Source organism: Paenibacillus sp. FSL R5-0470 (assembly GCF_037975205.1).
In the GTDB taxonomy this organism is placed as follows: domain Bacteria; phylum Bacillota; class Bacilli; order Paenibacillales; family Paenibacillaceae; genus Paenibacillus_AQ.
This window is the reverse complement of sequence record NZ_CP150238.1, coordinates 1,334,838-1,347,562: the sequence shown is the minus strand read 5'-3', so window position 1 is coordinate 1,347,562 and position 12,725 is coordinate 1,334,838. Positions and strand designations below refer to the sequence as shown.

The 12,725-nt window shown below is 42.7% G+C and carries 13 protein-coding genes; 9 read left to right on the top strand and 4 right to left on the bottom strand.

What is annotated here, in order from left to right; translation table 11 throughout:
- The first annotated feature begins 59 nt into the window (after window positions 1-59).
- Window positions 60-698: a pentapeptide repeat-containing protein gene (locus MKY99_RS05865; RefSeq protein WP_339269256.1), complete on the top strand. Its 639-nt coding sequence runs from the start codon at window positions 60-62 to the stop codon at window positions 696-698.
- 13 nt (window positions 699-711) lie between these two features.
- On the opposite strand, the gene MKY99_RS05860 is transcribed toward MKY99_RS05865, so the two are convergent.
- A complete protein-coding gene (locus tag MKY99_RS05860) occupies window positions 712-1,182 on the bottom strand; it encodes a SprT family protein (protein ID WP_081382729.1) in 471 nt (156 codons plus the stop codon).
- A gap of 120 nt (window positions 1,183-1,302) precedes the next feature.
- On the opposite strand from MKY99_RS05860, the gene MKY99_RS05855 reads away from it, so the two are divergent.
- Together MKY99_RS05855 and cmpA are read left to right on the top strand one after the other, a co-directional pair.
- Complete coding sequence (locus tag MKY99_RS05855; RefSeq protein ID WP_042124766.1) at window positions 1,303-1,665, top strand: hypothetical protein; 363 nt, start codon at window positions 1,303-1,305, stop codon at window positions 1,663-1,665.
- A 65-nt stretch (window positions 1,666-1,730) separates the two neighbouring features.
- Entirely contained in the window at window positions 1,731-1,868 is a 138-nt protein-coding gene (gene cmpA / locus MKY99_RS05850; RefSeq protein ID WP_094874036.1) for a cortex morphogenetic protein CmpA, read from the top strand.
- Between the two features lie 75 nt (window positions 1,869-1,943).
- Here cmpA and MKY99_RS05845 read toward each other — a convergent pair whose 3' ends face one another.
- Complete coding sequence (locus MKY99_RS05845) at window positions 1,944-2,114, bottom strand: hypothetical protein (protein ID WP_156113060.1); 171 nt, start codon at window positions 2,112-2,114, stop codon at window positions 1,944-1,946.
- Window positions 2,115-2,236: 122 nt separating this feature from the next.
- A complete protein-coding gene (locus tag MKY99_RS05840) occupies window positions 2,237-5,599 on the bottom strand; it encodes a DUF5107 domain-containing protein (protein ID WP_339269254.1) in 3,363 nt (1,120 codons plus the stop codon).
- 174 nt (window positions 5,600-5,773) lie between these two features.
- Here MKY99_RS05840 and MKY99_RS05835 point away from each other — a divergent pair, with 174 nt between their 5' ends.
- Window positions 5,774-6,667 carry an AraC family transcriptional regulator gene (locus MKY99_RS05835; protein ID WP_339269252.1) on the top strand — a complete coding sequence of 298 codons (894 nt, stop codon included), beginning with the start codon at window positions 5,774-5,776 and terminating at the stop codon, window positions 6,665-6,667.
- Between the two features lie 79 nt (window positions 6,668-6,746).
- On the opposite strand, the gene MKY99_RS05830 is transcribed toward MKY99_RS05835, so the two are convergent.
- The gene (locus MKY99_RS05830; RefSeq protein ID WP_339269251.1) at window positions 6,747-7,241 is read right to left on the bottom strand and encodes a DinB family protein; all 495 of its coding nucleotides are present in this window, start codon (window positions 7,239-7,241) and stop codon (window positions 6,747-6,749) included.
- Between the two features lie 168 nt (window positions 7,242-7,409).
- On the opposite strand from MKY99_RS05830, the gene MKY99_RS05825 reads away from it, so the two are divergent.
- From MKY99_RS05825 to MKY99_RS05805, 5 genes are all read left to right on the top strand, one after another.
- Window positions 7,410-7,973, top strand: a complete 564-nt coding sequence (locus MKY99_RS05825; protein WP_339269250.1) for a CGNR zinc finger domain-containing protein — start codon at window positions 7,410-7,412, stop codon at window positions 7,971-7,973.
- A 132-nt stretch (window positions 7,974-8,105) separates the two neighbouring features.
- The gene (locus tag MKY99_RS05820; RefSeq protein WP_339269248.1) at window positions 8,106-9,191 is read left to right on the top strand and encodes a stalk domain-containing protein; all 1,086 of its coding nucleotides are present in this window, start codon (window positions 8,106-8,108) and stop codon (window positions 9,189-9,191) included.
- 189 nt (window positions 9,192-9,380) lie between these two features.
- A complete protein-coding gene (locus tag MKY99_RS05815) occupies window positions 9,381-11,255 on the top strand; it encodes an acyltransferase family protein (RefSeq protein ID WP_339269247.1) in 1,875 nt (624 codons plus the stop codon).
- Between the two features lie 58 nt (window positions 11,256-11,313).
- Window positions 11,314-11,820: a sigma-70 family RNA polymerase sigma factor gene (locus tag MKY99_RS05810; RefSeq protein WP_339269245.1), complete on the top strand. Its 507-nt coding sequence runs from the start codon at window positions 11,314-11,316 to the stop codon at window positions 11,818-11,820.
- Window position 11,821: 1 nt separating this feature from the next.
- A complete protein-coding gene (locus tag MKY99_RS05805) occupies window positions 11,822-12,700 on the top strand; it encodes a DUF3298 domain-containing protein (RefSeq protein WP_339269243.1) in 879 nt (292 codons plus the stop codon).
- Window positions 12,701-12,725 lie beyond the last annotated feature (25 nt).

Genomic DNA, 12,725 nt, shown 5'->3' with positions numbered 1-12,725 from the left:
GCTGAACCCTAAGATAGTTAATTTAATTAGAAACGAGCATTCATTAAATGGAGGTACATATGAAATTCAAAATGGATTCACCAAAAATATCAGATCCAGACGCTCTACTCCCTGAGCAAATATACTCGCTGCAAACCAAAGATGAATTCAGTCGTTGCAGCATAAGCGATACAGTTATTGATAATCAAGAGGCGAATAAAGTCAGCTTTGATCAAGTGGTTTTTAAAAATGTTACGATTATCGAGTCGTCCTTAACTGGGATTGAACTGATGGATGTAATTTTTGAGCGATGCGATCTATCCAATGTGGATTTTACGAATGCAATTATTCATCGAACCGAATTCAGGAACTGCAAGCTCATCGGTACGGACTTCACAAGAGGCAGATTCCAGAATGTTCGCATGGTAGATTGTATCGGGGATTTCGCAACATTTCGAATGGCTAATCTGAAGCAGGTTGCTTTTGAGAATAGTTCATTGATGAGCTCTGATTACTACCAATCGAATTTCCAGAAAGTCAGCTTCAGCGAATGTAATATTGATCAAGCCACATTGTCAGGATCAAAGCTTAAAGGGATCGATCTTAGTGACTGCGAGTTTAGTGGCTTGATCGTGGATATACAAGATTTGGAGGGATGTGTCATTTCGCCTCAGCAAGCTGTTTCCTTTGTGGGATTGATGGGTCTGGTTATAAAATAACGTGCTGTTCGACTTACTGGACTTCCAGCGCTAGCAGCTTCAGCTTACCCGAGCATTTGCCGCAGCGGTAGCGCTTGGGGTCTACTTTTCGCTTACGCGGATACTCCATAGCACATGCTGTACAGATCAGCTTGTACCGGTAAGGGAGTGACTTTCGAGCTTTCGCACCCGGCAATGTCTGACAGTAGCGACTCCCGCCGACTTGTGCCAGCAGTCTTTTGAAATCAGTGTCACGATGCATATACCCTCGCTTCGCCAAATGCAGATGATAATGACAGAGCTCGTGTTTTATAATCTTCTCCGTCTCTTCTCTACCGAACATAGCAAGCTGATGGGGATTAATCTCTATATTATGGCTCTTGGTAAAATATCGACCGCCTGTTGAAGATAATCGGCTGTTAAAGCTTGCCTTGTGCCTAAAGGGTACGCCAAAGCTGTCCCGTGATACCTGCTCAATCCACAGCTGCAGCTCTTCGTTGCTCATCGTTTCCATAGCGTTCTATCACAAGTCCTTTCCACGGGAATTAAGATCTCTACTTGAATTGTAACTTGTGCATAGGCTAAACTGTCAAGAAGGAAGACAAGTACGGAGGGAGAATAACTAATGCCGAAAATGCGGTATGTAATTTTGCAGCAACATCAAGAATTGCAATTCGTGGAAATGCCCGAGGAATATGCGTACCAGCTAAGTGCGCTCAATTTACGTCTAAACAAAGAAATCGACAAGCTGACAGCCGATAATGTACCGGATCTGCCCTTAGCCATTGCTGAGTGTGATTCATTGGATCTGCTACGCGAAGATTACTCCCTGGAGTCCGGTCTGGATTATATCAATAGATTGGAACAGGCCTTTGCCTCTGTTCAGGAGCAAAAGAACTATCCACTCATCTCCCTGCTGACCGAGATTCGGGCGCTGCAAGCGCAATTAGAGCAATGGTACGAAGAGGAAGCAGAAAGCATTCTGTAAATCGTCACCTTTAGGCTCATTTCTCCATATGCTAACTTACGTAAGCAGTTAGAGGAGTGATACCCTTGCCACAGTGGCTCTGCCATCAACTGATGAAAGCCTATTACAAAAAAGACCGCCGTCAGATCAAGCTGCTGAACGAGTGCTGGTTCTTTTATCGTAATTCTGCGGAATCACCGGATTCCATCCAGAGAAATTTATAGGATTCGTTCAATTCAAAAATCCATCCCGCTACTTACAGGGGATGGATTTTTGTATAGGATTCATTGGAATCCGAATTAGAACATAGGGAATACATATCTGACCAAGAAGAAAAGTGCTCCGAAAAAAATAATAATATAAGCAGCGTATTTAATAAAGGTAGATGCGACAACACTGGAATCCGATTTCCGTTGCACCTCTGTATGCTCCACTTCAACGCTTCTATCTTTATAGCCCGGTTCCATCATCAATCTCTCCTTTCGAATATAGGCTGGTAGATAGTCTCCATTAACCCGGGGCTTTCAGAGTTGAAACAAAATTCCAAATCGAACCAGTTATTTTCCTTCATCATGAAACTGCTTTATTTCTTTTATGATTCCAAGCACATCGCCTTGTGAATTCGAGCTCCCTGATGGTTCGGCTCCAAGTGCAACGCTTGTTCAATGCGTTCTTTCGCCTCCGCCATTTTTCCTAAGCCTAATAAACCTAAACCCATCATGAACAAGCAATGAATTTGATTGCGTCTGTTCAGATCGTCCTCGAATACGAGGAATTCAGGCAATGATACGGCAAAATAGTCAATCTTCACATCATCAAAAAGATGTCTCTCTGCGAAATCAATCAGCTTATTAAAACGACGTTTCGCTTCCTTGGGATGATTCAGCTGTACCCATGCTAGGCCCTGATAGAAGATCATTTCTGGCGGCTGATCGTTGTAGTACATCGCGCTGGCTGGTTCTTTCAAGCCTTGAGACGCAATCGCCCAGTGTCGTGCAGCTTCTTGCATATTGCCTAATCCGTTATAAGCCACACCAAGCTCGTAATACACATTATTCTCTTGCGCACCATCGAGCTTACCCTCACCTAAATTCTCTGGATAATGAAGCGCACGTGTTAATAATGAGATAGCCTCTTCATATTGGCCTACCTGATTCGCCTGCTTGCTCAGTTCAACAAGCGCCAAAACATATTGCCCCGTAGCTTTCCCTTCTCCACCTTCCCATGGATGGAATTGACGTCGTAATAGAACAGACAAAGCCTCTTCATGCTTGCTAAGCCAATTCAGTAGGGTCACATATTCAAGGTATAGATCATCCCGCTTCTCCACCAGCTCCATATGCTGTTGAAGTCTTGCCATACGCTCCTGAGCAGAAACACCCATCTTCTTATACAATTGGTCCAGCTCGTAGAATACTCTCGCATCATTCGTATTGCACTGGAAAGCTTGTTCAAGTGACTGCAAGGAAGCCTCAGCATCATTACGCTTATTGTAATAGGCAAGCGCAAGATTACGATGAACCGTCGGGAAACGATCATCAAGCGCGACGGATTGCTCCCAATGGCGAATGGCATCGTCGGTACGTTTTTTATCATAGAATAGATTTCCTAGATAATAATGAGCCTTACTATCTAGCGGATTGCAGGCAATCGCACTTTCTAATACCTGCAGCTCAAACAAGCTGTTCGGGAAGCAATAATCAGATGATGCTGCTTGAGCAAGCTGAAGCTGCGCTGTCACTTCTTCCTCATGACCCATTTTCTCGTGTACATAAGCCAATGTGTAATGCACCATCGGATAATTGGGTTCATTCGATTTCCTACGAATTTGCTCTAACACCTGTGCAGCTTCCGCGAACAATCCACTACCTGCATAATCGGAAGCTAGATTTAAATAGTTATGCACATCGTTTCGCATAAACCGTGCAAGCTTCATCTGAGCCTCAGCTGCTTCCTCTTGTCGCCCGAGCAATGTAAGCGTAAGCACTCTCTCATACGCTGCCCCGAAGTCCGCGATATCTAGTTTCAATGTCTCCTCTGCGAATGTAATCGCCTCAGAGTAACGTCCAAGCTTGCGTAAAAGTGCTGTTTTTACATGTCTTGATTTATAGTTTCTTGTGTTACGTGCCAAAGCTCTAGTTGCGAGCTCCAACGCTTCTTCATACGCCCCACGTTCACAAGCAATTTGACTCAATGCATAGTATCCACTGTCTTGAAATGCTGCAGACCATACCGCCTTGTAGAAGGCAGCAAATGCTTCTTCCTTGCGATCCTGCAGTCTGAGAACTACACCAAGCTGATAGTATGCTTCACTATCATATGGATTCGGATTGCGCCAAGTCAGCGATCGTATAGCCGTACGGAAATGATTTTCCGCTTGCTTGAACAATCCTCGACGAAGCAGCAGTGTCCCATAAGCCACATTAAGCCGAATATCGGATGCATCTCTTCTTAAGCCTTCTTCATAATAAAGCTCTGGCTCGAACGTAGCATGACGGTATTGCTCCAAGTGAACTCCAGCCAAATACAACTGCTCTGTGCTTTTTAATTCTTCCGGTAGTGGAAGTGGCTTGGCTGCATCTGGAACCTGTTCAATGCTAGGCTTCGCTGGACGATAAGATATGAGGCTGTTTCCGTTCATATCAAACACCGTTAGGATTAAGTGATGCGGCTGATCCACTTTATCTAACGTAATGACAGATTTATAGGTTAATTCTGGAGAGAGCGTAACGGTATCCTTCACGTACGTTCTATGCTGACCTCTAAGTTCAATAACCGCTCCCTCGAATACCGAAGTTCCATAGGCCATCACAGTGGCAGTCTGTAAAGTCTCATCCACCTCAAGATTAACGGCGGCATCAATAGAAGCATTCTTCACAACACCGATGTTCTTATATGGCATGAAATATTGTGTAAATGACTTCTCTTCATACGGCTGGAGCCAAGTGAAATCGGGTTGATTATCCGTAAATACCCCTGTCATTAATTCAATGTAGGGTCCGTCCTCATCAGTTAAATTACGGTCCCACGCTTGACCAAATTCGCCGTTCCCCCAAGTCCACTGCTTTTTACCCGGAGATACATGATGATTCGCTACGTGAAGCAGACCCGCTTCAACCCCATGATCATAGCCACCCACGAAATTATAATCCGATTTATAAGCCATGTATGACGTAGGAACAGGAATATTTTTATAGCGCGAAATATCTACACCTTCGGAATAGTCCATCTTGTAATACGTTCCTGTTGCAATAGGGAATCTGGACACATCACGCTTACCATGGTCGAATACGGCTGTGACATCCGGTGGAAACACAGATTGCGTATGGTCATTGACTGCAACCGCAGGGTTTGCCCACCATAAGAAGGTTTGTGGCTCCGAAGTTCGGTTATATAGCTGTGCTGTAACTTCGAGATAGGCTTTTCCAGGATGCAGCGTGAAGCCCGTTGTGACCTTCGTTCCATACATCCGGTCAATTTCACTCACCCATACGGTTGCACTGCCATCTTCATTCTCCGTAATTACATGCTCCACAGGGCCAAACGTGTTCGGACGATGATGCTGCGGCCAGTTAAATTCAATTCCACCTGAAATCCATGGTCCTGTCAGACCAACAAGCGCAGGTTTAATCACGCGATTATAGTAAACAAAATCATAATTGTTCGTCTTATCCAGAGCACGATAGATACGGCCGCCAATTTCAGGCATGATCTCGATGCGTACATATTCATTTTCGAGCATTACCATCTGATACGATTTCATTTCTTTCTCATCCATAATTTTATCAACCACAGGATGTGGATATACTCGCCCCGAGCTGCCTTGATAGACTCGCTTCTCGAGGAACATTGGATTTTTATCGGGTTCACCTGTTTCATAGGTAGGAATTTCAACCATTTTCTCCCATATGCGGACGCTGTTCGTTAAGATTGTAGAAGGCTCTTTCATACTCATTTCGTTCTCTCCTCCTTCGTGATATAGCTCTAATTTATCGTTGTATGCGCTTTTAAACAATTGACGATAATCTGTAACTGATGGACAATATTCTTATCCTAAAAATAATATTCTCCTTATGAATAGGTTGTTATTTCAAATAAATAAATTATGTTCTTAAAAAGGAGGGTTATCATGACAGATATTTCATTAAAGCCGGATGGCTTCGATGAGCAGAAGCTTTTTGTGCTGCCCGATTTCATGATGAATGAATTACATGAGAATCCGTTAACAAATTCCTTCTATGTAAGTGACATTGGCTGCTTCCCAAGAGCGAAGTTTCATTATCGAGAGCGTCCACAAGGATGTGACTCGCATATTCTTATATATTGCGTAGAGGGTGAAGGGTGGATGGAGAGTCATCACAATAAGCTGATCCAAATAAAAGAACGGCAATTAGCTGTCATTCCTGCCGGAACACCCCATCGATATGGTGCTTCAGATGTGAATCCCTGGACGATCTACTGGATGCATCTAAAAGGAACGCATGCCGCTGCGTTGATTCAAACTTATGCCATGGACGTAGAGCCGCTAACCTTTACACTGAACCTTCATACCCAATGGATCGAAGATTTCGAGCAATGTTATGCCCTGTTATCGGATAAGCCTTATGCCATGCGTAATCATATCTATGTGTCTCAGTGCATTCGTCATCTGATCAGCCACGTGGGATTGAGTACCATGAACTCTGAGCAAGATAAAAAGAACGAACGTTATCTTGAGCAAGCCATTCGCTACATGACAGATCGAATCAACAGCTCCATTTCACTCCCGGATGTAGCGAAGCATATGGGGTTATCGAAGCAGCATCTAATTTATCTATTTAATCAAGAAACCGGAGTTCCCCCGATTGAATTCTATCTGCGCCTCAAAATGCAGCGTGCCAGTCAACTGCTGGCATTAACCGATCTACATATTAAAGAAATCTCTAGTGCTATCGGGATGCAGGACCCCTACTACTTTTCTAGATTGTTCAAAAAAATAATGGGATGCTCGCCGACTCAATATCGAAGCACCCCAAAAGGTTAAAATAAAGAAAAGCCACACGACCGCTGCACCAGGTAAACCAGTATAGTGGAGTGTGGCTTATATTTTTATTGTAGAGGTTCTAATTAAAACTACGGTTGGAAACCCAGGAGCCTTGCAGTTTACGAAGCATAATAATTTGTCCGGTGTGGTATGAATCATGCAGGATAAGACTCATTACCTCTTCCCCTGGGGCATGACCCGAACCACCCCAATCATATGCGCCTTCTTCCAACGCCTCAATGATTTCTCTAAGAGCAGCGTGCACGTCCTTCAGGTCTGCAACGGCCTTCGCCCATACTTCTTCCCCTTCCGTTGTTACAGTGAAGGTATCATCGTTGCTTTCAGCATCAGGTTGTTTGGGCAACCCTTTTAACTTTCGCAGCAAACGCACCTTATAATATGTTAGATGGTTAACCGTCTCCCAGATGGAATTGACTGTACCCCCCTCTGGCTTCCAAAGTGCCTGTTTACTGTCCACGCCTTCCAGTGCATCACTTAACGGCGGGGCCCAATCCTCGATATCCATGCAATAATCCCAATTTTGCAGCAGAACCTCACTGATTTTATTTTGCATGTTCAACCTCCTAATACTTACTGAATTATGTAACTACTTAAACCATTATATAGTGGTTACACAAGAAATGTAACATATTTCCATCGTTCAATCAAGTAACTAGCTAATATTATTTTTAACTGTTACAATCGTTGTAATCGAGAGTTGTGCGGAAAGGATGAACAGGACGTGTTGTGGGAGGATTTCATTAATAGTTACTGGCGGGATTGGCGAACAGGAGATAAGAATAAGGATCGGGACGAACTCGAAGATCCGGAGTGGATTGCGAAATGGCTGAAGAAGCATGCTCTGCTAGAAACACAGCTGCCGAATACGATAGAACTGGAACAGCTAAAGAAGCTTCGATCCCTATTATGGGACTGGGTACAGGCTATTGTACAAGGAAAATCGATGGATGGAGAAATGCTGAAGCAGCTCAATATCTATATGGACAAGGGTCCTGTTACGCGGCGAATGGTATGGAAAAGTGCCGAGCAAGCGGAGATTTCATTATTGCCACTACATAGCGGTTGGGAGCAGGTGATGGCGGAGATAGCGGCGTCTTTTGCGGAGGCTATGCTTGAAAAAGAACCCTCAAGATTCCGTATCTGCGAGAATCCCGATTGCCTCTGGGTCTATTACGACGATACACGTAACCGTTCTAAGCGGTACTGCGATGATAAAGCTTGTGGCAACCTCATGAAGGTGCGGCGGTTCCGGGCGCGGAAGAAGGCTGAAAAGGGTTCGGAGTGACTATTAACTCTTGCGAGATGACGAATTTCGATCAACATTTACCCCCCCAAACTTTTCAACACTCCTAATACGTCTTGCTAGTAAGTGCGCTAATAACACACTTATTACAACGAAATGGAGCGTGAACAAACAATGAAAAAGAGCCCTTTTAACGTATTGAAGTTTGGTGTAGTCGGATTAACGGTTATGGGAATAAGCGCTGGCATGTTACCAATGAATGGCACTGCTTTTGCTGATGCAGTGAACACGACTAAGCCTGCCATCAATGCCCCGATTTCAGCTGTAACGATTTCCACCATCAATAACACTGGGATCCAAATCAAAGAAGTAATTCTCACATCTTCAACGGAGCTTCTGAATACAAATATTAAAGTGCCACAGATCGTAGGTATGTTGGATACGAAGGCTCAAGAAGAGATCAACAGTGTCATTCTCTCTAATGCGCAGAAAGACCTTGCTCTTTGGGAAAAGGATGCAACTGAAGCAGCTGCAGACGCTAAAAAGGCTGGTTTTGAGTATCGCCCATATGAGCTTAATATTATTTATGACTTAAAGGAAAATAAAACGGATAACCCTTCTGGAATGATATCACTTGTCGTTACTTCTCAAGGTGAAACTGGTGGAACGGGTATGCCTCGTGTAGATACATACAATGTATTTAATACGAAACAAGCGAAGCGGATTGCCTTGTCAGATTTCTTTGGAAACGACTTTAAGGAAAAGTTGAATACCGGTATCCTTGCGAAGATCAATGAGGAACCTGAGAACTATTTTATTGAGGATTTCAAAGGGATCGACGAAGAACAAGGTTTTTATATTGAAAATGGTGAGGTTGTCATCCTCTTCCCTAAATATAGTATCGCTCCAGGCACCATGGGAACTCCTGAATTTCGTTTCAGTACCCATATTACGAACAACCCGAAGCTCGATTTAAGTACAATAGCTACATTTAAGAATGCTAATGGGGTTTCAATGGTGTCATTACGAGATGTGGCGAATCGTTTAGGATATGAAATCAAGTGGAATCAAACGTCGCGCTCAGCTGAGTTGAAGAAAGGTGCACAGTGGACCAATGTTACCTTAGGTAAAGATTCTTACTTTTTTGCCAAAATGGCACCTGTCACTTTAGGTACTGCTCCTATCCTAAAGAACGATACGATATACGTTCCGGTTAAAATGGTTACCGATATTTTACGTGTGGAAATTAAGAACGGCTAATTAGGCTAATGGCATTCCAGAATGATTTTTTGTTCTAGAATGCCTTTTTAAATTCATAGGCACTTGTGTACCGATTTCTGATCCATTCATGGTCACTCCTTTATTTACCAAGAGAAGTTTAAGAACTTTTTTAAGTTAGTCATACGTCTTGCTGACATAAGACAACTGATGACGAAGGAATGAACTACCATGAAAGAAATCAAGGTTACACCACCGACTAACTCTTTAGAACCTGACAATTCCACGACTAGAAGGCGTTATATGCCGGGAATAGATGGACTTCGCGCACTCTCTGTGATCGCAGTTATCGCGTATCATCTCGACCTCAATTGGGCTCCAGGAGGACTTATAGGGGTCGGAATATTCTTCGTTCTGTCTGGATATCTGATCACGGATCAAATCATCCAAAGGTGGAAGCAAGACCGACGGTTCGACCTTAAAGATTTCTGGATCAGACGAGCGCGACGGCTATTGCCTGCTATGTTTGTCATGCTTTTTGTCACTGCTATGTGGCTTCTGTTGTTCGATCGTTCACGATTAGCAGCATTACAAGGGGACTTTCTATCTTCTACGTTATACTTCAATAACTGGTGGCTTATTTTTCACGATGTATCTTATTTCGAGAGCTTTGGACCTCCTTCTCCTATAGGTCATTTGTGGTCGCTCGCTATTGAGGAACAGTTCTACTTCATTTGGCCATTGGTTATTATTGTAGGGTTACGCCTTGCACCTCAACGAGGTAAACTCATTGTGATGTGTCTAACAGGGGCATTCCTCTCGGCACTTGCTATGGCGCTAATCTATCAACCTGGAGTTGACCCAAGCCGAGTCTATTATGGTACTGATACTCGAGCTTTTGCTCTACTGATTGGAGCCGCTCTCGCTCTAGCATGGCCGAGTCAAAATTTGACCGATAAGATTTCACGCAGATCTCGCTATATCCTTGACTTCAGTGGTGCAATCGGATTAATCACCCTCATTCTTATGATTTGGCGGACGAATGAATACGGACAATTTCTTTATTATGGCGGCTTAGTTCTAGTGTCGATCCTTTCCGCAATTGTAATAGCTGTACTCGCACATCCTGCGAGCCGACTAGCTAAAATCATGGGTTGCAAGCCCTTGCGTTGGATTGGCGTACGTTCCTATAGTATTTACATATGGCATTATCCAGTCATCATTCTAACTAATCCTACAGTAGATACAGGTGGGTTCGATGGTTTCCGTGTTCTTTTTCAGCTGGGAGTTAGCCTCCTATTAGCCTCACTATCGTGGAAATATATCGAAGAACCTATTCGTCAAGGTTTATTAGGAAGATGGTGTACGAAATTAAGCATTCGTCTGCAATTCAAGATTCGACCCTTATTCATCTTTATTGCAGTCCCGTTAATCATATTGTCCATATCCTGCAGTAGCAACTTGGATACTAAGATATCCGCAGATCCAAATACAGGCACTATTACTAATCCCGATAAGAATGAACATAATGTCACACTAGTGCCCCCTCAAAATGTACCAACACCTGTGCCTGTACCAGTACCAGTAGATCCACCGAAGAAGCCAGAACCTCAGCCTCAGGTAGAAGAAGCAGGTAAAGGTGTTACTGCGATAGGTGATTCCGTAATCCTCGATGCTGCTCCTTATCTACAAGAACTTCTGCCAGGCATTGTTATCGATGGTAAGGTAGGCAGGCAGATGTCACAGGCACAAGAAGTGGTCGATAAACTTAGGTCGAAGGGGAAACTTGGCACTCGAGTGATCATTAATCTAGGTACAAACGGAGCTTTTAACTCCAATCAATTGCGGAAATTACTTATTTCACTTGAAGATGTTCAGCAAGTCGTACTAGTAAACACACGTGTACCGAAAAAATGGCAAAATACTGTGAATACCTTGCTTAAGAAAGTGGCTTTAGAATTCCCAAATGCTATGGTTGTAGACTGGCATTCCTCAAGCGAAGGAAAGGACTCTTACTTCTATGAGGATGGCGTTCATCTAAAACGAGAAGGTGCCAAATCCTATGCCGCACTTGTAGCTAAAGCCATACAAAAGGAGAATCAATGAGAATAGTAATCTAACAAACTAAAGCTACGCAATATAAAAAGAGAAGGGTTTTACGAATATGCTTAAGAGGAATAAAGAGAAATTACTCACTCTTTGTATTACAGATAACAAGGAGAACATATACCGTCTAGCTTACAGCTATGTGAAGAACAAAGAGGATGCATTAGATGTTGTTCAGGATTCGATTTATAAAGCTCTCTCCTCTATAGGGTTGCTAAAAAAACCAGAATCCGTAAAGAGTTGGTTGTTTAGAATCGTAGTAACTACCTCACTAGATTTTCTGAGGAAACATAAAAGAGTTCAACCAGTAGATGATGAAGCACTCGACTTTTTTATCCCTGGTGCGGTAGACGTGTATCCAGATATTGATTTAGAAAGATCGCTGGATGATCTACCTTTTAAGTATCGAAATGTCATCGTCCTTAGATATATCGAAGATTTAAAGATCGAGGAAGTTGCGGAAGTATTAAATGAAAACGTCAATACAGTAAAGACTAGACTATATCAAGCACTCCAGTTATTAAGAGTCAACATGCAGGAAGAATCCTCAAAGGAGATCAATTAGAATGGATAACCAAATCAAAAAAATTATAGAAGATTATAACAAACTCCCTATTCCTGAGGAATTAGATTTCGTTGTAAGTAAAGCATTAAAGAAAAGGAAGATAAGAAGAATACGTTACCAGTGGATATCTGGAGTTTGTGCGGCAGCCCTATTTTTCGTAATTGGAATTAATGTCAATGTTAACATTGCCAATGCCTTCTCTGCTATACCTGGTGTAGACAGTATTGTTAAAGTGCTAACTTTTAGAGAATACAAAGTGGATGAGCAGACCTATAATGCAGACATAAAGGTCCCCATCATTACTAACCTAGAGAATAAAGAGCTGGAATCGACTCTGAATGAAAAATATCTCGAAGAAAACAAAAAACTATATGATGAGTTTCAAGCAGAGATGGAGTCTTTAAAGCAATCCGGAGAGGGGCATTTAGGGGTCGACACAGGCTTTGAGGTTAAAACGGACAATGCTGAGCTATTTGCTATTAGCAGATACGTGGTAGATACCGTAGGTTCATCGTCAACAACAATGCAGCACGATACGATAGACAAGAAGAATCAAATCCTGCTAAGTCTGCCTATGTTATTTAAGGATGATCGATATATCAGTATCATAAGTGAAAATATTAAAGAACAGATGCGCTCCCAAATGAAAGCAGATAAAGATATGTTCTACTGGATTTCAACAGATGAACCCAATGAAGACCTTTTTTATCAATTTGAAAATATAGCTAAAGATCAAGATTTCTATATCAACGATAAGTACCAGCTGGTTATTTCCTTTAACAAATATGATGTGGCTCCTGGCTACATGGGCGTTAGAGAATTCATCATTCCAACAGATGTAATTGCAGATGTTCTGGTCAGCCGTACGTACATTAAATAAATCATTATGATACTCATAAGGGGTA

What these genes read in the sequence shown, in the direction of transcription:
- MKY99_RS05860 (WP_081382729.1), bottom strand. Translation starts at nt 1,182, where the DNA reads ATGAGCAACGAAGAGCTGCAGCTGTGGATTGAGCAGGTATCACGGGAC.
- MKY99_RS05845 (WP_156113060.1), bottom strand. Translation starts at nt 2,114, where the DNA reads ATGATGGAACCGGGCTATAAAGATAGAAGCGTTGAAGTGGAGCATACA.
- MKY99_RS05855 (WP_042124766.1), top strand. Translation starts at nt 1,303, where the DNA reads ATGCCGAAAATGCGGTATGTAATTTTGCAGCAACATCAAGAATTGCAA.
- MKY99_RS05840 (WP_339269254.1), bottom strand. Translation starts at nt 5,599, where the DNA reads ATGAGTATGAAAGAGCCTTCTACAATCTTAACGAACAGCGTCCGCATA.
- MKY99_RS05810 (WP_339269245.1), top strand. Translation starts at nt 11,314, where the DNA reads ATGCTTAAGAGGAATAAAGAGAAATTACTCACTCTTTGTATTACAGAT.
- MKY99_RS05830 (WP_339269251.1), bottom strand. Translation starts at nt 7,241, where the DNA reads ATGCAAAATAAAATCAGTGAGGTTCTGCTGCAAAATTGGGATTATTGC.
- MKY99_RS05820 (WP_339269248.1), top strand. Translation starts at nt 8,106, where the DNA reads ATGAAAAAGAGCCCTTTTAACGTATTGAAGTTTGGTGTAGTCGGATTA.
- MKY99_RS05815 (WP_339269247.1), top strand. Translation starts at nt 9,381, where the DNA reads ATGAAAGAAATCAAGGTTACACCACCGACTAACTCTTTAGAACCTGAC.
- MKY99_RS05865 (WP_339269256.1), top strand. Translation starts at nt 60, where the DNA reads ATGAAATTCAAAATGGATTCACCAAAAATATCAGATCCAGACGCTCTA.
- MKY99_RS05805 (WP_339269243.1), top strand. Translation starts at nt 11,822, where the DNA reads ATGGATAACCAAATCAAAAAAATTATAGAAGATTATAACAAACTCCCT.
- MKY99_RS05835 (WP_339269252.1), top strand. Translation starts at nt 5,774, where the DNA reads ATGACAGATATTTCATTAAAGCCGGATGGCTTCGATGAGCAGAAGCTT.